Below are 21,515 nucleotides of genomic sequence, written 5' to 3'. Positions count from 1 at the left end.
GTTTACCAAGGAGTTTTCCGTTTCGACTGCGCCGGAAGTGGGGCGAATTATAGACAGATATAAAACGCCGTCAACACTTAATTTCAGACTTATTCGGATTTAAGCGTAATACGCGCAAATGCCTTCTTCCCAGCCTGGCAAACATGGGTAGCACCCAGCTCATATATAAAGGTGCGATCAACCACCTCACCATCTATACGCACACCACCCGAACCCAGAAGGTCACGCGCAACCGCCGAGTTCTTCACCAGCCCCGCCTTATTAAGGACAGCCGCGATCGGCATCGCCTCTGCAGCTACCAACTCGATCTCCGGCAAATCATCCGGCAGCTCGCCATCTCTCATGCGATTGCCTGCCGCACGGTGAGCACTGGCGGCTGCCTCCTCACCATGGAAACGCGCAACGATCTCTTCGGCCAGCTTGATCTTCACGTCGCGCGGATTAGCCCCCGCCTCGACCTCAGCACGCAGCGCGTTGATTTCATCCATAGAACGAAAGCTCAACAACTCGAAGTAACGCCACATCAGCGCATCCGGGATAGAAACCAGCTTGCCATACATCACGCCTGGCGCCTCCTGGATACCCACATAGTTACCCAGCGACTTGGACATCTTCTTGACGCCATCCAAGCCTTCCAGCAACGGCATAGTCAGAATGCATTGGGCTTCCTGCCCATATGCACGCTGCAACTCGCGCCCCATCAACAGATTGAACTTCTGATCGGTACCACCCAACTCAACGTCGGCACGCAGAGCCACCGAGTCATACCCTTGCACCAACGGGTAGAGGAACTCATGAATCGCGATAGGCTGGTTGGTGGAGTAGCGCTTGTCGAAGTCATCTCGCTCAAGCATGCGCGCCACGGTGTATTGGGACGTAAGACGAATAAAGTCGGCCGGCCCCATCTGATCCATCCAGGTGGAGTTAAAGGCCACCTCGGTCTTGGCAGGATCGAGAATCTTGAACACCTGGGTCTTGTAGGTCTCGGCATTATCGAGAACCTGCTCACGAGTCAGTGGCGGACGCGTTGCGCTCTTGCCACTCGGATCGCCGATCATCCCGGTGAAGTCACCTATAAGGAAGATGACCTGATGCCCCAGTTCCTGGAACTGACGCAGCTTGTTTATAAGCACGGTATGCCCAAGGTGCAGATCCGGCGCCGTCGGATCAAAGCCGGCCTTGATACGCAGGGGCTGGCCGCGCTTGAGCTTTTCGATCAGCTCAGACTCGACCAACAGTTCTTCCGCACCACGTTTTATCAGCGCTAGCTGCTCTTCAACCGACTTCATAACAGACCCGCAAGGCTCAGATTCAAAAGGGAACCAACCATACAAGATCAGGGACTAATTACAAGTTTTGCCCTGCGCACGGACACCGTTCAGCAAGCACAGCGTTCGCGAGCTTGCACCACAGATGATTTGGTTATATTTTATACAGTTATTTCATCTTCATCATGTCATTCATCTTTTCCATTTCATCTTCAAAGTCAAAATTACCTATGACCACTGAACCGTCTAAAGCGCCGCCGCTTTACCCGAAGACCCACCTGCTCGCAGCAAGTGGTATCGCCGCCCTTCTCAGCCTGGCGCTCCTGGTATTCCCTTCCAGTGATGTAGAGGCCAAACGAACATCCCTGAGCCTTGACCTGGAAAGCCCGGTTGAGCAACTGACACAAGATCAAGACGCTTCCGACGCACAGCAAGCCACAACTACCGCTACTGAATCACCGTTCGCCCAGATAGAAAGCAGCCCCGAAGACACCCAGCAAGCAGCTAAACCAGCACCTGCCCCGGCAGCAGATGTCGCCAAGAATCCGCAACACCGCGAAGTCATCGTCGCAAAAGGCGATACGTTGTCGACCCTGTTCGAAAAGGTCGGCCTGCCCGCCGCCACGGTTAATGAAGTACTGGCCAGTGACAAACAGGCCAAGCAATTCACCCAACTCAAGCACGGGCAGAAGCTTGAGTTCGAACTGACCCCAGATGGCCAGTTGAATAACCTGCACAGCAACATCAGCGACCTCGAAAGCATCACCCTGACCAAGGGTGCCAAGGGCTTTGCCTTCAATCGTGTCACCACCAAGCCGGTGATGCGCTCTGCTTATGTACACGGCGTGATCAACAGCTCCTTGTCGCAGTCCGCTGCACGCGCCGGCCTGTCCCATAGCATGACCATGGACATGGCCAGCGTATTTGGATACGACATCGACTTCGCCCAGGACATCCGCCAAGGCGATGAATTCGACGTGATCTACGAGCAGAAGGTCGCCAACGGTAAAGTGGTCGGCACCGGCAATATTCTCTCCGCACGCTTCACCAACCGCGGCAAGACCTATACCGCAGTTCGCTACACCAACAAGCAAGGCAACAGCAGCTACTACACCGCCGATGGCAACAGCATGCGTAAGGCGTTTATCCGTACGCCTGTCGACTTCGCTCGTATTAGCTCGCGATTCTCCATGGGCCGCAAGCATCCAATTCTGAACAAAATCCGCGCCCACAAAGGCGTCGACTATGCCGCCCCTCGTGGTACGCCAATCAAGGCCGCCGGTGACGGCAAGGTGCTGCTGGCCGGTCGTCGCGGAGGCTACGGCAATACCGTGATCATCCAGCACGGCAACACCTACCGTACCCTTTATGGCCACATGCAAGGGTTCGCCAAGGGCGTGCAGACAGGCGGCACCGTGAAGCAAGGCCAGGTGATTGGTTATATCGGCACTACCGGCCTGTCTACCGGACCGCACTTGCATTATGAGTTCCAAGTCAATGGCGTACACGTCGATCCATTGGGCCAAAAGCTACCCATGGCCGACCCCATCGCCAAGGCCGAGCGTGCGCGCTTCATGCAACAGAGCCAGCCGCTGATGGCGCGCATGGATCAGGAGCGCTCCACCCTGCTGGCTTCGGCGAAGCGTTAAGACATGGCGCTCTATATAGGGGTGATGTCTGGCACCAGCCTCGACGGCCTGGATATAGCCTTGATCGAACAAAGCTCGGCGATCAAGCTGATCGCCACTCACTACATCCCCATGCCAGGCAGCCTGCGCGCCGAGCTGCTCAGCCTGTGCGCCAGCGGCCCAGATGAAATCGCTCGCTCGGCAATTGCCCAGCAGCATTGGGTGACAGTGGCTGCCCAAGGCATTCATGCCTTACTGGAGCAGCAAGCTCTCAAGCCTCAAGACATTCGCGCGATCGGTAGCCACGGGCAAACCATCCGCCATGAACCCACCCGAGGCTTTACCGTACAGATCGGTAACCCTGCCCTGCTCACAGAGCTGACAGGCATCACTGTAGTCAGCGACTTCCGCAGCCGCGACGTGGCTGCCGGTGGCCAGGGCGCGCCGTTGGTACCCGCCTTTCATGAAGCGTTGTTTGGCGAACGCAGCGGCAATCACGCCGTCCTGAATATCGGCGGTTTCAGCAACCTTAGCCTGATCGAGACCGGCAAGCCTGTAGCCGGCTTCGACTGCGGCCCGGGCAACGTTCTGCTGGACACCTGGATTCACCAGCAGCGCGGCGAGCACTTTGATCGTGACGGCCGGTGGGCGGCCGGCGGTAAAGTCGAATCGCAGTTACTCAACACCCTGCTCAGCGACCCCTTCTTTGTCACACAGGGCCCAAAAAGCACCGGACGCGAAGTGTTCAATCGCGAGTGGCTGCAACGACATCTGGCGGGTTTGCCAGCATTTGCTCCCCAGGACGTCCAAGCCACGCTGCTGGAGCTGACCGCCCTGACCATCGTCAAATCCCTGCAAACCGCACAACACCAGACCGAAACGCTGCTGGTCTGTGGCGGCGGCGCCCATAACGTTACGTTGATGAGTCGCCTGGCCGCGCTACTGCCGGCGACCCAAGTCAGCAGCACCGCCACCTACGGCGTAGATCCTGATTGGGTAGAAGCCATGGCCTTTGCCTGGCTGGCCCATTGCTGCCTGGAAGGCATTGCTGCCAACCGCCCCAGCGTCACCGGCGCACGCGGTCTTCGGGTACTGGGCGCGATCTACCCCGCCTGACAGCCCTCCAGGATCTGCAGACAGCAAAACGCCGCTTGGCCGATCAAAGCCAAGCGGCGTTTTTGTATCCGCCATCGATCAGATCGAGAACGAAGACCCGCAACCACAGGTGGTGGTGGCGTTAGGGTTCTTTATCACGAAACGCGACCCCTCGAGACCTTCCTGATAATCCACCTCGGCACCTGCCAGGTATTGGAAACTCATAGGGTCTACGACCAGGCTGACGCCCTCGCGCTCGACGATGGTATCGTCATCGGCCACATCTTCATCGAAGGTAAAACCGTACTGAAACCCTGAACAACCGCCGCCCGTAACGAATACGCGCAGCTTCAAGCGATCATTACCCTCTTCATCGACCAGGCTCTTCACCTTGTGCGCAGCACCGTGGGTGAATTGCAAAGCCGTGGGGGTGAAGGATTCAACGCTCATGCTGATAATCTCCCGGCGTAGCGCCGCCATATGCGTAATGGCCGGTATTATCCGCTTCTCCTAGAAAAGCGGTCAACTATTGTTACGGTATATCAATCTGCGTAGCCGCCATTAAAAACACAAAAGGCCCGATGATCGGGCCTTTTGCGCAATAACGGGGAAACCTTACGGCAGCATGCCCGCATGGGACAGGCCCAGCTTCTCATCCAGGCCGAACAGGATGTTCATGTTCTGTACAGCCTGGCCCGACGCACCTTTGACCAGATTATCGATCACGGACAGTACTACCACCAAGTCGCCATCCTGCGGACGATGCACCGCGATACGGCACACATTGGCGCCGCGCACGCTGCGAGTTTCCGGGTGACTGCCAGCCGGCATTACATCGACGAACGGCTCGTTGGCATAACGTTTTTCAAACAATGCCTGCAGATCCACCGAGCGATCGACGACAGTCGCGTACAGCGTGGAGTGAATACCACGGATCATCGGCGTCAAATGCGGAACGAAGGTCAAGCCCACCTCCTTGCCCGCGGCACGACGCAACCCCTGGCGGATCTCCGGCAAGTGGCGATGCCCCTTGACCGCATAGGCCTTCATGCTTTCCGACGTCTCGGAATACAGCGAACCTACCGCCGCACCCCGGCCTGCACCGCTGACACCTGACTTGCAGTCCGCGATCAGGCGCGAAGCATCGGCCAAGCCTGCTTCCAGCAATGGCAGGAAGCCCAGTTGGGTCGCAGTGGGATAGCAACCCGGCACGGCGATCAGGCGCGCCTGCTTGATCTGCTCGCGATTGACTTCCGGCAGGCCGTACACCGCCTCTTCCAACAGTTCTGGCGCACCGTGCGGCTGGCCGTACCACTTGGCCCACTCATCGGCGTCCTGCAGACGGAAATCCGCCGACAGGTCGATGACCTTGGTGCCCGCCGCCAGTAATTCACCAGCCAGGGCATGGGCGACACCGTGAGGTGTAGCAAAGAACACTACGTCACAGGCACCCAGGGTCTTGATGTCCGGCACGCTGAACGCCAGGCCGTCATAGTGGCCTCGCAGGTTGGGATACATATCGGCCACGGCCAGGCCGGCCTCGGATCGGGAAGTGATGACCACCACCTCTGCCTGCGGATGCTGAGCCAACAGACGCAGCAATTCGACACCGGTGTAACCCGTGCCGCCGACGATACCGACCTTGACCATAAACCTGCCCTCAACGAACCCACTGGAAAGCCGTCGATAATAGGGGCCGCATCGTTCTGCGACAACCGCCAAGGTGACGTAAGGACGCATGAGCCACTACTATCTTCAGCTACCGTGAACCTGGGAATAACTAAAAATGCTTTATCTATGGGTCAAAGCCTTCCATATCGTCGCCATCGTGTGCTGGTTTGCCGGGCTGTTCTACCTGCCGCGCCTGTTCGTCTACCACGCGCAAAGCGAGGATACGGTCAGCAAGGAACGCTTCAGTGTCATGGAGCGCAAGCTGTATCGCGGCATCATGGGGCCCGCGATGGTCGCCACCCTTGTGTTCGGCATTTGGCTGATCGCGCTCAACCCCGCCATCTTCCAGATGGGTGCCTGGATCCATGCCAAGCTGACCCTGGTCGTGCTCCTTATCGGCTATCACCATATGTGCGGCGCGCAGGTAAAGCGCTTTGCCCGTGGCGAAAACACCCGCAGCCATGTCTTTTATCGCTGGTTCAATGAAGTCCCGGTTCTGATATTGCTGGCTATCGTAATTTTGGTCGTGGTCAAACCGTTCTAACTTCTAATGACTCGGGGTACCTCCAATGTCGCTGCCCGCTCTGCTTGAACAACGTCTTCGCCTGCCCGTGGTGGCTGCGCCGATGTTCCTGATTTCCAACCCGCAACTGGTCCTGGCGTGCTGTCGCAACGGAGTGGTCGGGAGTTTCCCGGCGCTCAACCAGCGTGAAAGCAGTGGTTTCAAGGCCTGGCTGGAGGAAATCGAAGCGGGCCTGGCTCCGTTGGACAACCCCGCGCCCTACGCCGTGAACCTTATCGTGCACAACAGCAACCCACGGTTGCAGGCTGACTTGGCGATCTGCGTAGAACACAAGGTCCCGATCGTGATCACCAGCCTGGGCGCCGTGAAGGAACTGGTGGATGCCGTGCACAGCTACGGCGGCCTGGTCTTTCACGATGTCACCACACGGCGCCATGCGGAGAAAGCCGCGGAGGCCGGTGTCGATGGTTTGATCGCAGTCGCTGCGGGCGCCGGGGGCCATGCCGGGACCTGGAGCCCGTTCGCCCTGATCGCCGAAATCCGCCAGTTCTTCGATAAAACCCTGTTGCTGGCAGGTTGCCTCAACCACGGGCACGAAATTCTTGCCGCCCAGGTGCTGGGGGCCGACCTGGCCTATTTCGGCACACGCTTTATCGGCACGACCGAAAGCCACGCCCCGGATGCTTATAAAGAGATGCTGCTCACAGCGCGCGCCGCCGACATCGTGCACACTCCTGCGGTCTCGGGCGTCCCCGCCAGCTTTATGCGCCAGAGCCTGGAAAATGCCGGTTTCGACCTCGCTGCCCTGCAAGGCAAAGGCGAAGTCAACTTCGGTTCCAAGCTCAAGCCGTTGAGCGATGAGGCCAAGGCCTGGAAGACCGTGTGGTCCGCCGGCCAGGGCGTCGGAGATATTGATGATTTACCCAGCGTCGATGAACTCGTTGCCCGCCTGGATGCCGAATACCGCAAGGCGCGCGAGCAGGCGGCACAACTGCGCTGGCCACGCTGACCCAATTGTCAGGCCTGCCAATCGAAGCAGGCTTGCCCCACCCTCCCTGATTAAGTGACAAGGATGCCTGCATGAGCGACAACCGTTTCAAGATCGTGTTTGACGGAGCCTTGCTCCCAGGTGTCGAAAGCACCACGGCAAAACTCAACCTCGCCGAGCTGTTCAAAAGCGACGTCGAGGCCATCGAGAAGCTTTTTACCGGCCGCCCGGTTGCGTTGAAACGCGACCTTTCCCGGCCTGACGCAGAAACCTACCTGACTGCACTGCACAACGCTGGCATCGATGCGCGCATCGAAGCCGAGCAGCCTGTAGCCTTCAGCTTGGCTGAAACTCACGAGACGGATTCGGGCGCTACGGACTTCTCCCGACCTGCCGCTTCGCCCTACGCTCCACCACGCGCTGCCGTAGGTGATGACTTGCCGGAGTATTCCAGCCTCAAGGTCTTCACCATCAATGGGCGCATCGGCCGCCTGCGCTATCTGGCCTGGACGCTGGTGCTGACGGTTGCGATGCTCGTAGCAGCAGGCATCCTCAGTACCGTGGGCTTCGCGATCGCGACCGCTTCGCCAACGATCGCCGTTATTCTCGGCTCGCTGCTGGGGTTTGCGCTGTTTGTTGCGCTTGTCGTCGTGAGCGTGCAAATCGGCGTGCAACGCCTGCACGACCTGGGCTGGTCCGGCTGGTTGTACCTGCTGAACCTGGTTCCGCTGGTGAACAGCGTCTTCCCGCTTCTGCTGTTGGTACTGCCCGGTAACGCCGGCGCCAACCAGTACGGCGCGCCACCTCCGCGCAACTCCACGGCGGTGAAAGTGCTGGCCTCCCTATGGCTGGCGTTTATCCCATTGGTGCTCATCGTCGTGGTGACCCTGGGGATGAATGGCTACCTGAACCAGCTCGAAGCCAACGTGGACAGCAGCTACGAAAGCAGTTCCCTCACCTCCGATGACGACGCCGATCAAAGCGTGATCGTCGATGAAGAAGACGTGCAAAGTGCTGACGAAGCGGCCGAACCTGTAGACTCTCCAGAACAGTGAAGAAACGCCCGCCGCCTGTGATGCCTCTGTCACAGGCTCGGCGGCGTTGCGATGGAGAAAGGCATGACCCGTTACGCTCTGATCACCGGCGCCTCCAGCGGCATCGGCCTGGCCTTGGCCGAAGCACTGGCCCGTCGCGGCCGCAGCTTGATTCTGGTGGCCCGCCAGCGTGATCAGTTGGAAAGCATTGCAATCGAATTGACTCAACGCTTTGGCGTCGAGGTGCTGTTTCGTGCCTGCGACCTGGGCGAGCCACTGCGCTTGTCCGGGTTCCTGCTGGAACTTGAAGAAGGCGAACGGCAGATCGACTTGCTGGTTAACTGCGCCGGCATCGGCACCAGCGGACCGTTCCTGGCCCAGGACTGGATGACCGAGCAGGACCTGATCGAAGTCAACATCCTCGCACTGACGCGCATGTGTCACGCCCTTGGCAATGCCATGGCGTTGCAAGGCGGCGGGCAGATACTCAATGTCGCCTCGGTTGCGGCGTTCCAGCCCGGCCCGTGGATGAGCAGCTATTACGCCAGCAAAGCGTATGTGCTGCATTTTTCCGAAGGTTTGCGCGAAGAATTGAAGACCTGTGGCATCAAGGTCTCGGTGTTATGCCCCGGCCCGACACGCACGGCGTTCTTCGGCACCGCGCAAATGGACACTGCCAAGCTCGATCGCAGCCAGCAGCTGATGAGCCCGGAAGAAGTGGCCCTCTACACCGTACGCGCACTGGAAAAGAACAAAGCCATCATCATTCCCGGACGGCGCAACCGCTGGCTGGCCTTCAGCCCGCGCTTCAGCCCACGCTGGCTGACCCGCAAGATTGCCGGCGCGATCAACAAGGCCTATTGCCCACGCTGACCGCCTGAGTACACTCACCCTGCACATTCATATGGAGAAACAGCTGTGGATACTCTGTTCACCAAAATCATCAACAGAGAAATACCCGCGAAGATCATCTACGAAGATGACCAGGTCCTCGCCTTCCACGATATCGCCCCACAGGCGCCGGTACATTTCCTGGTAATCCCGAAGAAACCCATCCGCACCCTGAATGACCTGGGCGAAGACGACAAAGCCCTGGCTGGCCATATTCTGTTTACCGCCCAGCGCCTGGCCTTGGAACTGGGCTGCGAGAAAGGTTTCCGGGTAGTGATGAACTGCAATGAAGAAGGTGGACAGACCGTTTACCACATCCATATGCACGTACTGGGTCAGCGCCAGATGAACTGGCCGCCGGGCTGATACCCCACGATCGAAGGGTCGCAGCCCAGCGCGTGCGACCCCATGCCCTTGACTCAACGCAAACGCTTCGCCCTCTCTTGCGGTAAACTGGCCGCCGAGATTCTTCCCGGAGGTCAGCATGACTACCCAACGTCACTACTCGCCGATTGACCGTCTGTTGCTGCAAGCCGATACGGCCATGCGCACACTGTTGCCCTTCAGCGGCGCACCGTACCGCCCGTCGCCGGCCATCGTGCAACCCGACGCGCAAATGAGCGAGACCGACACCCGCCACGTCGCCGGCCTGATGCGCATCAACCATACCGGTGAAGTCTGTGCCCAGGCGCTGTACCAGGGCCAGGCCCTGACCGCCAAGCTGCCGCAAGTGCGCGCAGCCATGGAGCATGCGGCCGAGGAGGAAATCGACCACCTGGCCTGGTGCGAGCAACGTATTCGCCAACTCGGTAGCCACCCCAGCGTACTGAACCCACTGTTTTATGGCCTGTCGTTCGGAATTGGCGCTGCCGCCGGCCTGATCAGCGATAAAGTCAGCCTCGGTTTTGTCGCAGCGACAGAACATCAAGTTTGCAAGCACCTTGATGAGCACCTGGAACAACTGCCGGCCGAAGACGAAAAATCCCGAGCGATTCTTGAGCAAATGCGCACCGATGAAGAACACCATGCGCAAAGTGCCCTGGATGCCGGTGGCTTCCGCTTCCCCGCGCCGGTGAGGTTTGGCATGAGCCTGCTGGCCAAGGTCATGACCAAAAGCACCTACCGAATCTAGGCCGAAAAAAAAGGGCGCTTTCAAAGCGCCCTTCTTTTTGCCGTTACGGCGATCAGCCCAACTCGATGATTTCGTAATCATGAGTGATGGCCACGCCGGCAGCACCGAGCATGATCGATGCCGAGCAGTACTTCTCGGCCGACAGTTCAATGGCTCGCTTGACCTGAGCCTCCTTCAACGCCCGCCCCTTGACCACAAAATGCATATGGATCTTGGTAAAAACCTTCGGGTCTTCAGTGGCGCGTTCGGCTTCCAGGAAGGCTTCACAGCTTTCAACGGCCTGGCGGGACTTTTTCAGGATGCTGACCACGTCGAAATTACTGCAACCGCCCACGCCAAGCAGGAGCATTTCCATGGGTCGTACGCCCAGGTTACGGCCACCGGCTTCCGGTGGGCCGTCCATGACCACGACATGGCCACTGCCCGACTCACCGAGGAACATGGCTTCGCCCGCCCATTGGATGCGTGCCTTCATCGCCCAGACTCCACTGCTAAAAAAGGGTCGCCAGCTTAGCACAGGGGCTTGCAACCACAGCGTTTCCCATGAAAGCGGATCAACAACCGGCCGCGCTCGGTAAATTCGCTAATCGAGTCAGAAAGCGTCTGTTAAGCTGGCGCTAAATCGATGGCGTATTGCCACCCTTCATACAACGTGTATCAATGCCGATACCGCTGAATACAACAACTCCAAATCACCTCGCGCCGCCTTTTCGGGATACAACCATGGTTGCTCTTACTCCCATACCCAAGATCAAGAATCTCGACAAGCTGTTGATGCACTGCCAGCGCCGACGTCACCCGGCCAAGCACAACATCATCTGCGCAGGCGAGCGTTCCGAAACACTGTTCTTCATCATCAAGGGCTCGGTCACCATCCTGATCGAGGATGAAGACGGCCGCGAAATGATCATCGCCTACCTCAATACCGGGGATTTCTTTGGCGAACTGGGGCTGTTTGAACAAGCGGGCAAAGAGCAGGAACGCAGCGCCTGGGTACGGACCAAGATCGAATGCGAAGTGGCCGAAATCAGTTACGCGAAATTTCGCGAATTGGCCCAGCAGGACCCCGATATTCTCTACGCCTTGAGCGGCCAGATTGCCCAACGCCTGCGCGACACCACACGCAAGGTCGGCGACCTGGCGTTCTTTGACGTCACCGGTCGGGTAGCCCGCTGCCTGCTGGAGCTGTGCAAACAACCTGACGCCATGACCCACCCCGATGGCATGCAAATCAAAGTCACGCGCCAGGAGATCGGGCGCATTGTCGGGTGTTCACGGGAAATGGTCGGTCGCGTGCTCAAGGACCTGGAAGAACGCAACCTGGTGCACGTCAAAGGGAAGACGATGGTGGTGTTCGGCACCCGTTAACCCGGCAGGAAGCTGGCCAGCATCTGGCGATACAAGGTGTCCAACCGGCTGATCGCATCCGGCGCGGGGAAAGCTTCGTGCAGCGCGATATGGCTGTCGGCACGCACCCGCTGTTCAAGACCGCAGGCCTCATTGAAACGATTGACCGCCGCAATCAGTTCATCGCGGTCGTTCTCCAGCAACAAGGCACCGTGCACCAACCCCACCGGGCGACCACCACTTTGCCGCCAGCGCTGGGCAGTACCGACCATCTTGCGCCCATTGAGGTTGACGTTGTAACGACCGTCGCAGAACGCGCCGTCGATTTCTCCGACGGAGGCATCGCCGCCCAACTCGATCAATAAATCGCAGATCGGCTGACATAAACGCAGGTAACCGGTTTCGATGCGTGCCTGATCGCTTTCGCTGCGTGGCGGCGCGTAGACCAGCGCGATATTGACCGTAGCGTTGGACTGCGGCACCGGCTCGCCGCCGGTTTCGCGCAGCAACACTGGCCAACCGGCGTCGGCTGAGACTTGGCTGGCGGCTTCGAACGCCGGCAGCCGACTCAAACGTCGGGGCATCACCAAGGCTTGATCACTGGGCTGCCAGAACAGCAGGCCAAACTCCTGCTCACCCGCGCAAACGGCGGTCAACAAGGCTTGCTCGGCGGCAAGGCCTGCTTCAACAAGCATCGACACTGGCTGGATCAACAGGCACCTACCTATCTGAATAAACACAAACCCAAATGTGGGAGGGGGCTTGCCCCGATGGCGGTGTGTCAGTCAAGGATGCTCCAACTGAACCGTCGCCATCGGGGGCAAGCCCCCTCCCACACGTTGATCGCATTTCAAATCAATCGAGAGTGGAACCGCTGACCGCCACGCCACGCTCCGGGAAGAACAGACGCTGCAGTTCCGCCCCCGGGTTCTCGGCACGCATAAAGGTCTCACCCACCAGGAACGAGTACACACCGCTGATTTCCATCAGCTCCACGTCGGCGCGGTTAACGATGCCACTCTCGGTGATCACCAGGCGGTCGCGTGGAATACGCGGCAGCAGGTCGAGGGTGTTTTCAAGGCTGACTTCAAAAGTGTGCAGGTTACGGTTGTTAACGCCCACCAACGGTGTGTCGAGGGTCTTGAGTGCACGTTCCAACTCATCGCCGTCGTGCACTTCCACCAGCACATCCAGGCCAACGCTTTTGGCCACGGCCGCCAACTCGGCCATCTTCACGTCGTCCAGCGCGGAGACGATCAGCAGCACGCAGTCAGCACCCAGGGCTCGGGCTTCGACAATCTGGTACGGGTCGATCATGAAATCCTTGCGGATCACCGGCAACTTGCACGCAGCACGGGCTTGCTTCAAGAACTCGTCGGAGCCCTGGAAAAAGTCGATATCGGTGAGCACGGACAGACAGGTCGCCCCGCCCTTCTCGTAGCTGACGGCGATGTCGGCCGGTACGAAGTTTTCGCGGATGACGCCTTTGCTCGGCGAGGCTTTCTTGATTTCAGCGATAACCGCCGGTTGCTTCTGCTTGGACTGGGCGATCAAGGCGTTGGCAAAACCACGCGGTGCGTCAGCGACCTTCGCCTGGCTTTCCAGCTCGGCCAGGCTCACGCGTGCGCGGCGCACGGCGACTTCTTCAGCTTTGCGGGCCAGGATTTTTTCCAGAACGGTCGGGACACTCATCCTTCATTCTCCATCTTGAATACTGCGGTGAATGCTCCCAGCTCTTCGAGCTTTTCACGAGCCAGACCGGTGTGCAGCGCATCGTGGGCCAAGGCCACACCCTCCTTAAGACTATAGGCATGGTCCGCCGCGTAAAGTGCCGCGCCAGCATTCAAAACAATCATTTCTGCAGCTTTTTGGCCGTTCTCGGTCTTGCGACGCCCCAAGGCATCGCGAATCAGTTCCAGCGAAGCTGCCGGGCTTTCCACCGCCAAGCCATGCAGGCTCTGGCTTTTCATGCCCAGGTCTTCGGGCTCGACCCAATATTCGGTGACCTGGTCGTTCTTCAGTTCGGCTACAAAGGTCGGAGCCGCCAGGCTGAATTCGTCCAGGCCATCCTTGGAATGCACCACCAGCACATGCTTGCTGCCCAGGCGTTGCAATACTTCAGCCAATGGACGGCACAGCGCCTGGCTGAACACGCCCACCACCTGGTGCTTCACACCGGCCGGATTCGTAAGCGGGCCGAGCATGTTGAACAGGGTACGCAGGCCAAGGTCCTTGCGCGGGCCGGCCGCATGTTTCATCGCCCCATGGTGGGACTGGGCAAACATAAAGCCGATGCCGACGTTATCGATGCAGCGTGCCACTTGTACCGGCGTCAGGTTCAGGTAGATGCCGGCCGCTTCCAGCAAGTCGGCACTGCCGCTTTTGCCCGATACCGCACGGTTACCGTGCTTGGCCACGGTGCAGCCAGCCGCCGCGACCACAAAGGAAGCCGCCGTCGACACGTTGAAAATATTCGCACCGTCGCCGCCGGTACCGACCACATCGACAACACCGTCGAGGGTCTTGAGCGCGACCTTGTCCGCCAGCTCGCGCATCACCGATACCGCGCCGACGATTTCGTCGATGCTCTCGCTCTTCATGCGCATCGCCATCATGAAGGCGCCGATCTGCGCGTCGGTGCATTGACCGGTCATGATTTCGCGCATCACATCGCTCATTTCAGCGGTGCTCAGGTCCAGATGGCCGACGATACGGCTCAGGGCAGTCTTGATATCCATGGAAAGTCCTTAGCGCGTGCCGCCGCTCTGCTTGAGAAAGTTGGCGAACAGCTCGTAGCCCTGCTCGGTCAGGATCGACTCAGGGTGAAACTGCACCCCTTCGATGTTCAGTGTCTTGTGGCGCAGGCCCATGATCTCGTCGACGGAGCCGTCTTCCAGTTGGGTCCAGGCGGTCAGTTCCAGGCATTCCGGCAGGGTTTCGCGCTTGACCACCAGCGAGTGGTAGCGGGTCACGGTCACCGGGTTCTTGAGTGCCTGGAATACGCCCAGGTCTTTATGGAACACCGGGCTGGTCTTGCCATGCATCACCTGCCGCGCACGCACCACGTCACCACCAAAGGCCTGGCCAATGGACTGATGGCCCAGGCATACGCCCAGGATTGGCAGCTTGCCGGCGAAGTACTTGATGGCTTCGAGGGAAATACCCGCCTCGGTCGGCGTGCAGGGGCCCGGCGAAACCACAATGCGCTCCGGATTCAGGGCGGCGATTTCGGCCACGGTCAGTTCGTCATTGCGAACCACTTTGACCTCGGCACCCAGCTCCCCCAGGTACTGCACAACGTTGTAGGTAAAGGAGTCGTAGTTATCAATCATCAGTAACATGGGGAAACCTCAAGAATTGGGGGTCTGTTCAGCCAGCGCTACGGCGCGGAACATCGCACGGCGCTTGTTCAGGGTTTCTTCCCATTCGAGGGCCGGTACCGAGTCGGCGACAATCCCGCCACCGGCCTGCACATGCAGCTCCCCGTCCTTGATCACGGCCGTGCGAATCGCGATGGCGGTGTCCATGTTGCCGTTCCAGGCGAAATACCCCACGGCGCCACCGTAGACGCCACGCTTGACCGGTTCCAGCTCATCGATGATTTCCATCGCACGAATCTTCGGCGCGCCCGACAAGGTACCGGCCGGCAAAATCGCCCGCAGCGCGTCCATCGCGGTCAAGCCGGCTTTCAATTCCCCGGTGACGTTGGAGACGATATGCATCACGTTGGAATAACGCTCGATGACCATTTTCTCGGTGAGCTTCACCGAACCGATTTCCGAGACACGCCCCGTGTCGTTGCGGCCCAGGTCGATCAGCATCAGGTGTTCGGCGATTTCCTTATCGTCGCTGAGCAGGTCTTCCTCGAGCGCCAAATCCGCTTCTTCGGTCGCGCCACGCGGGCGTGTACCGGCGATCGGGCGCACGGTGATCAGGTTGTCTTCAACGCGCACCAGCACTTCTGGCGAACTGCCCACCACGTGGAAGTCACCGAAGTTGAAGAAGTACATGTAAGGCGTCGGGTTGAAGCAGCGCAGCGCTCGGTACAGATCGATCGGCGCGGCCTTGAAGTCGATGGACATGCGTTGCGACGGCACCACCTGCATGCAGTCACCGGCGAGGATATATTCCTTGATGGTATCGACGGCGCGTTCGTAATCATCCTGGGTAAAGCTGGAGCGGAACACCGGGTCGGCCGCCGGTGGACGGCTGAGGTCCAGGCCGCGACGCGGGGTGATCGGCTGGCGCAGTTTTTCCAGCAAGGCTTCGAGGCTGGCCAGGCCTTGCTCGAAAGCGTTGGCCTGGGATGGGTCGGCGAGCACGATCGCATGCATCTTGCCGGCAAGGTTATCGAACACCACCACCGCATCGGAGACCATCAGCAGAATGTCCGGCACACCCAATGGGTCCGGATTCGGGCATTTGCCCAGGCGTTTTTCCACATAACGAACACAGTCGTAGCCGAAATACCCCACCAGGCCGCCATTGAAACGCGGCAGGCCAGGGATGGTCGGCACGTTGTAGCGCGCCTTGAAGGTTTCGACGAAGGCCAGCGGGTCTTCGACATCGTGGCTTTCGATCTCGACGCCATCATGGGTAATGCTCACATGATGGTCATGCACCCGCAGTACGGTGCGGCACGGCAGGCCGATGATCGAGTAACGGCCCCACTTCTCACCGCCCTGTACCGACTCCAGCAGGTAGGAGTTGGGCTCGTCGGCCAGCTTCAGGTAGATCGACAGCGGTGTGTCGAAGTCGGCCAGGGTTTCGCAGGCCAGGGGAATACGGTTATAGCCGGCAGCGGCCAAACGCAGGAATTCTTCGCGGATCATGGTGTGCCTCGTGGCATGAGGGTCTAACAGTCAGGTATGCAAACGTGCCGCAGAGCGCGGCCAGGATCAGTCAGGCGCGCCAACGCCAGCGGGCCAGGGCCTTGATAACTTTCATCCAGAGTTTGCGAGTGACCACCACGATGGAATTTCCAGAAGGGGACGGATCGGTACCGGGCAACGTTATCTCAGCGCCAGCTCCCAAGCAACCGGGGATTAGCAGTCGCAGGTCATCAATCACCAACGACGGCGACTCTTCGGCGATCGGCCGACCATGGTTGTAGCCGTAACTCAAGGCCACGCACTGCACCCCCGCCGCTTTTGCCGCCAGCACATCACTGCGCGAATCGCCGACAAACAACGACTGCGACGCCGGGATATTGGCCATTTTCATCACGAAAAACAGCGCCGCCGGGTCGGGTTTCTTCTGCGGCAAGGTATCGCCACCGATGATCCAGCGGAAATACCGGCCGATTTTCATCTGGTCCAGCAACGGCGCGACGAAGCGCTCCGGCTTGTTGGTGATCAGGGCCATTTCCACGCCCTGCTTGCTCAGCCATTTGAGCGTGTCGCGTACGCCTGGGTATACCACCGTGAGTTCGTGACCGTCCTCATAGGCAGTATTGAACAACTCCAGTGCATGCTCGGCCTCGACATCATCCACACCTTCGGCGTCGATATGATTGGCCAGGGCCCGGCGCACCAGCATCTGCGCACCGTTGCCGACCCATTCACGCACCGAGTCGATCCCCACCGGCTTGCGCCCCAGCTTGAGCAGCATCTCGTCCACCGCCGCCGCCAGGTCGGGCACCGAATCGATCAACGTACCGTCCAGATCGAACATCACCAGCCGTGGCAGTTTGCCGGGGAATAACTGCTCAAAGCCGCTCATGGACGCGCCAGCGCCAGTTCGGCACGCATCTTGGCGATCACTTCCTGATAATCCGGGGCATTGAAGATCGCCGAGCCGGCCACGAAGGTATCGGCACCGGCGGCGGCGATTTCGCGAATATTGTTGACGTTGACCCCACCGTCGATTTCCAGGCGGATGTCACGGCCCGAGGCATCGATCAGCGCACGGGCTTCGCGCAGCTTGTCGAGGGTGCCAGGAATGAACTTCTGCCCGCCGAAGCCTGGGTTGACGCTCATCAGCAAGACCATGTCGACCTTGTCCATCACGTACTTGAGCACATCCAGCGGGGTGGCCGGGTTGAACACCAGGCCCGCCTTGCAGCCGCCCTCGCGGATCAGTTGCAGGGTGCGATCGACATGCAGCGAAGCTTCCGGGTGGAAGGTGATGTAGGTTGCTCCGGCGTCAACGAAGTCACCGATGATACGGTCCACCGGGCTGACCATCAGGTGCGCATCGATCGGCGCGGTGATCCCGTACTTGCGCAACGCGGCGCAGACCATCGGCCCGATGGTCAGGTTGGGCACGTAGTGGTTGTCCATGACATCGAAGTGCACGAAGTCGGCACCGGCGGCCAACACCTTGTCCACTTCTTCACCCAGGCGGGCGAAATCGGCAGAGAGAATCGATGGAGCGATAACGAAGGGCTGCATGACGCACCTTTTTTGAGCTAAATCACGATGGCGCGCATTGTATACCTCATGCTTTGCCCTGCGCACCGTGACCTAACTCAACGGCTAATAGGCCGCTCGATAGATTTTCTCGATATCCGCCGGGCTGAGCTTGCGCGGATTATTGCGCATCAGCCGCTCAATGCCCGCCGCTTCGCAGGCCATGGCCGGGATTGCGTCCTCGGGAACCCCAAAACTGCGCAGGCCCGACGGGATCTCCACTGCGGCACACAGTCGCGTCATCGCATCGACCGCCTGGTCGGCGGCATCGTTGACACTCAGGCCGCTGACGTTCACGCCCATGGCCACGGCGATGTCCTGCATGCGCTCGACACACGCCAGCTTGTTCCAATGCATCACATACGGCAGCAACAGCGCATTACTCACGCCGTGGGCGATGTTGAAGCGCCCGCCCAACGGGTACGCCAGCGCATGCACCGCGCCCACACCGGCATTCCCGAATGCCATCCCGGCCATCAGGCTGGCGGTGGCCATATCGTCGCGGGCCTGCAGGTTGGCCGGGTTCGCGTAGGCCTTGGGCAGCGCCTTGGCGATCAGCTTGATTGCGCCAATGGCCAGCGCATCGGTGATCGGCGAGGCGTTCAGCGACAGGTAGGCCTCAACCGCATGCACCAGCGCATCCACGCCACTGGCGGCGGTGACGCTGCGCGGGCAGGTCAGGGTCATTTGCGGGCTGATCAGCGCGACATCCGGCAACAGGAAGTCGCTGACGATGCCTTTTTTCAATTGCGCGACCTTGTCGGAAAGAATCGCCACATTGGTCACTTCAGAACCGGTACCGGCCGTGGTGGGAATGGCGATCAGCGGCGGCCCCTTGCGCGGCACCTGGTCGACCCCGAACAAGTCCGCCAGGGCGCCGTGGTAACCCGCGTACGCCGCCACGCTCTTGGCGATATCGATCGCACTGCCGCCGCCCAGGCCGATCAAGCCGTCATGGCCGCCCTCGCGGTATACGCGCATGCAATCCTCGACGATGGCGACTTCCGGGTCGGGCAGCACGCGGTCGAAGATTTCGTAGGTGCGATCGCCCAAATGCTCAATCGCCAGGGCCACGGTGCCCGACTTGACCAGCGCGGCGTCGGTGACGATCAGCGGGTTGTCGATATCCAGCCGCGTGAGCTCGGCAGCCAGTTGCTCGATGGCGCCAGCACCGGTCAGTAGTTTGTGGGCGATCTTGAATGAGGAAGTACTCATGTGCGCGGCCTCTTGTCGATTGTGGGCTAGCACAAGAGTAACTGATCGAAACAGGTTGTCTTCCATTCAACTGCTGAATGGTCACAGTCCCATGCGGGAGGGGCTTTCCCCCTCCCACACTGTGATCTGCGTGGGCTTCAGACCTGTGCGGTGCGCAACTTCTCGCTACGCCCGCGCAGCCATTCCAGGGTCAGCAACAGCAACACCGAGAACGCAATCAGCAAGGTCGCCGCGGCGGCAATCGTCGGGCTGAGGTTCTCACGGATACCGCTGAACATCTGCCGAGGCAAGGTCGCCTGCTCCGGGCCGGCCAGGAACAGCGTCACCACCACTTCATCGAACGACGTCGCGAAGGCAAACAGCGCTCCGGAAATCACTCCCGGCGCGATCAGTGGCAAGGTCACCCGACGAAACGCGGTCAACGGCGAAGCCCCCAGGCTGGCAGCCGCCCGCACCAGGTTATGGTTGAACCCCTGCAGCGTCGCCGACACGGTGATGATCACAAAGGGCACGCCCAACACGGCGTGCACCACGATCAACGAAAAGAAGCTGTTACCCAGGCCCAGCGGCGCAAAGAACAGGTAACTCGCTACACCGATGATCACCACCGGCACCACCATCGGCGAAATCACCAGGGCCATCACCAGCGCCTTGCCGGGAAAATGCCCGCGGGTCAGGCCAATCGCCGCCAGGGTGCCGAACACCATGGCCAGCACGGTGGCCGCCGGCGCGACGATGATGCTGTTCTTCAGCGCGCGCATCCATTCCGCCGAGGCGAAAAAGTCCTGGTACCAGTGCAGCGAGAAGCCTTGCAACGGGTACACCAGGAAACTGCCGCTGTTGAACGACAGCGGGATGATCACCAGCACGGGCAGGATCAGGAACAGCAGGATCAGGCCGCAGAGTATCCGCAAGCTGTAGAACCACACCCGTTCCACCGGTGACATATAAGGGCTCAGCATCGCAAGGTCTCCTCAGCTCAGGCGCAGACGACTGGCGCCCACCAGCCGGTTGTAGATCAGGTACAGCAGCACGGTCGCCAGCAGCAGTAAGCCACCCAACGCCGTCGCCATGCCCCAGTTGATACTGGTGTTGGTATAGAAGGCCACGAAGTAGCTGACCATCTGGTCGTTCGGGCTGCCCAGCAGCGCCGGGGTGATGTAGTAACCAATCGCCAGGATGAACACCAGCAGGCAACCCGCCCCCACACCGGCATAGGTTTGCGGGAAGTAGACGCGCCAGAAGCTGGTGAACGGGTGGCAGCCCAGGGAAATGGCCGCACGCATATAAGTCGGTGAAATACCCTTCATCACGCTGTAGATCGGCAAGATCATGAACGGCAGCAGGATATGCACCATGGAGATGTAGACCCCGGTGCGGTTGAACACCAGTTCCATGGGTTTATCGATCAGCCCCATGCCCATCAGTGCGCTGTTGATCAAGCCGCCGGACTGCAGCAACACAATCCACGCCGCCACCCGCACCAGGATCGAGGTCCAGAACGGTAGCAGTACCAGGATCATCAGCAGGTTACTTTTGCGCGCCGGCAGGTTGGCCAGCAAGTACGCCAGTGGATAGGCCAGCAGCAGGCAGACGAAAGTGATCACCAGGCCCATCCAGAAGGTACGGGCGAAAATATCCAGGTAGATCGCCTGGTCGGGGGTGGCCGGGGCCACTTCGCCGAGGTCATCGATGCGATGATCGACGGCCGCCAGCAGGTAGTAGGGGGTCAGGCTGCTGGTATTACGCCGGATCGCCTGCCAGTACGCCGGGTCGCCCCAGCGTTCATCGAGGCTTTCCAACGCTTCTTTATAAGAGGCCGGGGCTTCGGTAAACGGCAGCGCCCGTGCGGTTTTGGTCAGCAGGCTGCGGTAGCCGGCCAATTCCATGTTCAAACGTTTCGACAGATCGCCCAGGGTCTGGTTTTTACGGGCTTCGCCCAGGTCTTCGCTCAGCGCCTGGTACACCGGCTCGCCCGGCAGGCCACGACCGTCCCAGGTCTTCACCGCCACCACGGTGCGCGGCAAACCGCCCACCACTTCAGGGTTACCCACGCTTTTGTAGAGCAGCGCAACGATCGGCACCAGGAACACCAGCAGCAAAAACAGCACCAGCGGTGCAATCAAGGCCTGGGCCTTCCAGCGATTGAGCCGTTCGGCACGCGCCAGGCGCTGCTTGAGGGTGGGGCTGTTGACCTCGTTCGAGGGAACGGCGATGGCCATGGCTGACTCCGAAACTTGAAAATGAATGCAATCTTTCACACGCGGGAAATCCCTTGTGGGAGGGGGGGCTAGCCCCCGATGGCAGAGTTTC

At 59.7% G+C, this 21,515-nt stretch carries 23 protein-coding genes; 9 read left to right on the top strand and 14 right to left on the bottom strand.

The annotated features are described in order from the left end of the window. Positions 1–89: 89 nt before the first annotated feature. On the bottom strand, positions 90–1,289 hold the full coding sequence (tyrS, locus tag ACODSV_RS16100) for a tyrosine--tRNA ligase (RefSeq protein ID WP_024077686.1): 1,200 nt from the start codon (positions 1,287–1,289) through the stop codon (positions 90–92). 209 nt (positions 1,290–1,498) lie between these two features. On the opposite strand from tyrS, the gene ACODSV_RS16095 reads away from it, so the two are divergent. Both ACODSV_RS16095 and ACODSV_RS16090 read left to right on the top strand, forming a co-directional pair. After that, entirely contained in the window at positions 1,499–2,917 is a 1,419-nt protein-coding gene (locus ACODSV_RS16095; protein ID WP_024077687.1) for a peptidoglycan DD-metalloendopeptidase family protein, read from the top strand. Between the two features lie 3 nt (positions 2,918–2,920). After that, positions 2,921–4,012 carry an anhydro-N-acetylmuramic acid kinase gene (locus tag ACODSV_RS16090; RefSeq protein WP_150054584.1) on the top strand — a complete coding sequence of 364 codons (1,092 nt, stop codon included), beginning with the start codon at positions 2,921–2,923 and terminating at the stop codon, positions 4,010–4,012. A gap of 78 nt (positions 4,013–4,090) precedes the next feature. On the opposite strand, the gene erpA is transcribed toward ACODSV_RS16090, so the two are convergent. Further along, positions 4,091–4,441, bottom strand: coding sequence for an iron-sulfur cluster insertion protein ErpA (gene erpA, locus ACODSV_RS16085; RefSeq protein WP_003176443.1), 351 nt, complete (start codon positions 4,439–4,441; stop codon positions 4,091–4,093). 165 nt (positions 4,442–4,606) lie between these two features. Beyond that, on the bottom strand, positions 4,607–5,641 hold the full coding sequence (argC, locus tag ACODSV_RS16080) for an N-acetyl-gamma-glutamyl-phosphate reductase (protein ID WP_024077689.1): 1,035 nt from the start codon (positions 5,639–5,641) through the stop codon (positions 4,607–4,609). Positions 5,642–5,777: 136 nt separating this feature from the next. Here argC and hemJ point away from each other — a divergent pair, with 136 nt between their 5' ends. From hemJ to coq7, 6 genes are all read left to right on the top strand, one after another. Then, positions 5,778–6,206 carry a protoporphyrinogen oxidase HemJ gene (hemJ, locus tag ACODSV_RS16075; RefSeq protein ID WP_024077690.1) on the top strand — a complete coding sequence of 143 codons (429 nt, stop codon included), beginning with the start codon at positions 5,778–5,780 and terminating at the stop codon, positions 6,204–6,206. Between the two features lie 25 nt (positions 6,207–6,231). Beyond that, positions 6,232–7,194, top strand: a complete 963-nt coding sequence (locus tag ACODSV_RS16070) for an NAD(P)H-dependent flavin oxidoreductase (protein ID WP_024077691.1) — start codon at positions 6,232–6,234, stop codon at positions 7,192–7,194. 71 nt (positions 7,195–7,265) lie between these two features. Further along, positions 7,266–8,228: a DUF805 domain-containing protein gene (locus ACODSV_RS16065; protein WP_024077692.1), complete on the top strand. Its 963-nt coding sequence runs from the start codon at positions 7,266–7,268 to the stop codon at positions 8,226–8,228. Positions 8,229–8,291: 63 nt separating this feature from the next. Beyond that, on the top strand, positions 8,292–9,080 hold the full coding sequence (locus tag ACODSV_RS16060; protein ID WP_024077693.1) for an SDR family NAD(P)-dependent oxidoreductase: 789 nt from the start codon (positions 8,292–8,294) through the stop codon (positions 9,078–9,080). 45 nt (positions 9,081–9,125) lie between these two features. Then, a complete protein-coding gene (locus ACODSV_RS16055; RefSeq protein WP_024077694.1) occupies positions 9,126–9,464 on the top strand; it encodes a histidine triad nucleotide-binding protein in 339 nt (112 codons plus the stop codon). A 118-nt stretch (positions 9,465–9,582) separates the two neighbouring features. After that, complete coding sequence (gene coq7, locus ACODSV_RS16050) at positions 9,583–10,230, top strand: 2-polyprenyl-3-methyl-6-methoxy-1,4-benzoquinone monooxygenase (RefSeq protein WP_024077695.1); 648 nt, start codon at positions 9,583–9,585, stop codon at positions 10,228–10,230. Between the two features lie 52 nt (positions 10,231–10,282). Here the strand turns inward: coq7 and ACODSV_RS16045 are convergent, their stop codons facing one another. Next, entirely contained in the window at positions 10,283–10,705 is a 423-nt protein-coding gene (locus ACODSV_RS16045) for an OsmC family protein (RefSeq protein ID WP_005792019.1), read from the bottom strand. A 248-nt stretch (positions 10,706–10,953) separates the two neighbouring features. Here ACODSV_RS16045 and crp point away from each other — a divergent pair, with 248 nt between their 5' ends. Further along, the gene (crp, locus tag ACODSV_RS16040; protein WP_024077696.1) at positions 10,954–11,598 is read left to right on the top strand and encodes a cAMP-activated global transcriptional regulator CRP; all 645 of its coding nucleotides are present in this window, start codon (positions 10,954–10,956) and stop codon (positions 11,596–11,598) included. Here crp and ACODSV_RS16035 read toward each other — a convergent pair. The 10 genes from ACODSV_RS16035 to ACODSV_RS15990 form a co-directional block, all read right to left on the bottom strand. Then, on the bottom strand, positions 11,595–12,290 hold the full coding sequence (locus ACODSV_RS16035) for a lipoate--protein ligase family protein (protein WP_069077176.1): 696 nt from the start codon (positions 12,288–12,290) through the stop codon (positions 11,595–11,597). The genes crp and ACODSV_RS16035 overlap by 4 nt on opposite strands. Positions 12,291–12,432: 142 nt before the next feature. Then, positions 12,433–13,269, bottom strand: a complete 837-nt coding sequence (gene trpC / locus ACODSV_RS16030) for an indole-3-glycerol phosphate synthase TrpC (protein ID WP_024077698.1) — start codon at positions 13,267–13,269, stop codon at positions 12,433–12,435. Next, positions 13,266–14,315 carry an anthranilate phosphoribosyltransferase gene (gene trpD, locus ACODSV_RS16025; protein WP_069077175.1) on the bottom strand — a complete coding sequence of 350 codons (1,050 nt, stop codon included), beginning with the start codon at positions 14,313–14,315 and terminating at the stop codon, positions 13,266–13,268. The genes trpC and trpD overlap by 4 nt, the downstream gene beginning before the upstream one ends. 9 nt (positions 14,316–14,324) lie before the next feature. Next, complete coding sequence (locus ACODSV_RS16020) at positions 14,325–14,918, bottom strand: aminodeoxychorismate/anthranilate synthase component II (RefSeq protein WP_150054928.1); 594 nt, start codon at positions 14,916–14,918, stop codon at positions 14,325–14,327. A gap of 9 nt (positions 14,919–14,927) precedes the next feature. Then, positions 14,928–16,409: an anthranilate synthase component I gene (gene trpE, locus ACODSV_RS16015; RefSeq protein ID WP_024077701.1), complete on the bottom strand. Its 1,482-nt coding sequence runs from the start codon at positions 16,407–16,409 to the stop codon at positions 14,928–14,930. Positions 16,410–16,479: 70 nt separating this feature from the next. Beyond that, positions 16,480–17,298, bottom strand: coding sequence for a phosphoglycolate phosphatase (locus ACODSV_RS16010; RefSeq protein ID WP_150054929.1), 819 nt, complete (start codon positions 17,296–17,298; stop codon positions 16,480–16,482). Then, entirely contained in the window at positions 17,295–17,969 is a 675-nt protein-coding gene (rpe, locus tag ACODSV_RS16005) for a ribulose-phosphate 3-epimerase (RefSeq protein ID WP_024077703.1), read from the bottom strand. The genes ACODSV_RS16010 and rpe overlap by 4 nt, the downstream gene beginning before the upstream one ends. Before the next feature lie 84 nt (positions 17,970–18,053). Further along, complete coding sequence (locus ACODSV_RS16000; protein WP_150054930.1) at positions 18,054–19,202, bottom strand: iron-containing alcohol dehydrogenase; 1,149 nt, start codon at positions 19,200–19,202, stop codon at positions 18,054–18,056. Positions 19,203–19,339: 137 nt separating this feature from the next. Continuing rightward, positions 19,340–20,164 (bottom strand): ABC transporter permease, encoded by an 825-nt coding sequence (locus ACODSV_RS15995; protein WP_024077705.1) that lies wholly within the window; start codon positions 20,162–20,164, stop codon positions 19,340–19,342. A gap of 12 nt (positions 20,165–20,176) precedes the next feature. Then, positions 20,177–21,424 carry an ABC transporter permease gene (locus ACODSV_RS15990; RefSeq protein ID WP_024077706.1) on the bottom strand — a complete coding sequence of 416 codons (1,248 nt, stop codon included), beginning with the start codon at positions 21,422–21,424 and terminating at the stop codon, positions 20,177–20,179. Between the last annotated feature and the right edge of the window lie 91 nt (positions 21,425–21,515).

Source organism: Pseudomonas sp. FG86 (assembly GCF_057808775.1).
Note: the sequence above shows the minus strand (reverse complement) of the source record. Positions and strands in the feature narration are given on the sequence as shown.

What these genes read in the sequence shown, in the direction of transcription:
- tyrS (WP_024077686.1), bottom strand. Translation starts at nt 1,289, where the DNA reads ATGAAGTCGGTTGAAGAGCAGCTAGCGCTGATAAAACGTGGTGCGGAA.
- ACODSV_RS16095 (WP_024077687.1), top strand. Translation starts at nt 1,499, where the DNA reads ATGACCACTGAACCGTCTAAAGCGCCGCCGCTTTACCCGAAGACCCAC.
- ACODSV_RS16090 (WP_150054584.1), top strand. Translation starts at nt 2,921, where the DNA reads ATGGCGCTCTATATAGGGGTGATGTCTGGCACCAGCCTCGACGGCCTG.
- erpA (WP_003176443.1), bottom strand. Translation starts at nt 4,441, where the DNA reads ATGAGCGTTGAATCCTTCACCCCCACGGCTTTGCAATTCACCCACGGT.
- argC (WP_024077689.1), bottom strand. Translation starts at nt 5,641, where the DNA reads ATGGTCAAGGTCGGTATCGTCGGCGGCACGGGTTACACCGGTGTCGAA.
- hemJ (WP_024077690.1), top strand. Translation starts at nt 5,778, where the DNA reads ATGCTTTATCTATGGGTCAAAGCCTTCCATATCGTCGCCATCGTGTGC.
- ACODSV_RS16070 (WP_024077691.1), top strand. Translation starts at nt 6,232, where the DNA reads ATGTCGCTGCCCGCTCTGCTTGAACAACGTCTTCGCCTGCCCGTGGTG.
- ACODSV_RS16065 (WP_024077692.1), top strand. Translation starts at nt 7,266, where the DNA reads ATGAGCGACAACCGTTTCAAGATCGTGTTTGACGGAGCCTTGCTCCCA.
- ACODSV_RS16060 (WP_024077693.1), top strand. Translation starts at nt 8,292, where the DNA reads ATGACCCGTTACGCTCTGATCACCGGCGCCTCCAGCGGCATCGGCCTG.
- coq7 (WP_024077695.1), top strand. Translation starts at nt 9,583, where the DNA reads ATGACTACCCAACGTCACTACTCGCCGATTGACCGTCTGTTGCTGCAA.
- ACODSV_RS16045 (WP_005792019.1), bottom strand. Translation starts at nt 10,705, where the DNA reads ATGAAGGCACGCATCCAATGGGCGGGCGAAGCCATGTTCCTCGGTGAG.
- crp (WP_024077696.1), top strand. Translation starts at nt 10,954, where the DNA reads ATGGTTGCTCTTACTCCCATACCCAAGATCAAGAATCTCGACAAGCTG.
- trpC (WP_024077698.1), bottom strand. Translation starts at nt 13,269, where the DNA reads ATGAGTGTCCCGACCGTTCTGGAAAAAATCCTGGCCCGCAAAGCTGAA.
- trpD (WP_069077175.1), bottom strand. Translation starts at nt 14,315, where the DNA reads ATGGATATCAAGACTGCCCTGAGCCGTATCGTCGGCCATCTGGACCTG.
- ACODSV_RS16020 (WP_150054928.1), bottom strand. Translation starts at nt 14,918, where the DNA reads ATGTTACTGATGATTGATAACTACGACTCCTTTACCTACAACGTTGTG.
- trpE (WP_024077701.1), bottom strand. Translation starts at nt 16,409, where the DNA reads ATGATCCGCGAAGAATTCCTGCGTTTGGCCGCTGCCGGCTATAACCGT.
- ACODSV_RS16010 (WP_150054929.1), bottom strand. Translation starts at nt 17,298, where the DNA reads ATGAGCGGCTTTGAGCAGTTATTCCCCGGCAAACTGCCACGGCTGGTG.
- rpe (WP_024077703.1), bottom strand. Translation starts at nt 17,969, where the DNA reads ATGCAGCCCTTCGTTATCGCTCCATCGATTCTCTCTGCCGATTTCGCC.
- ACODSV_RS16000 (WP_150054930.1), bottom strand. Translation starts at nt 19,202, where the DNA reads ATGAGTACTTCCTCATTCAAGATCGCCCACAAACTACTGACCGGTGCT.
- ACODSV_RS15995 (WP_024077705.1), bottom strand. Translation starts at nt 20,164, where the DNA reads ATGCTGAGCCCTTATATGTCACCGGTGGAACGGGTGTGGTTCTACAGC.
- ACODSV_RS15990 (WP_024077706.1), bottom strand. Translation starts at nt 21,424, where the DNA reads ATGGCCATCGCCGTTCCCTCGAACGAGGTCAACAGCCCCACCCTCAAG.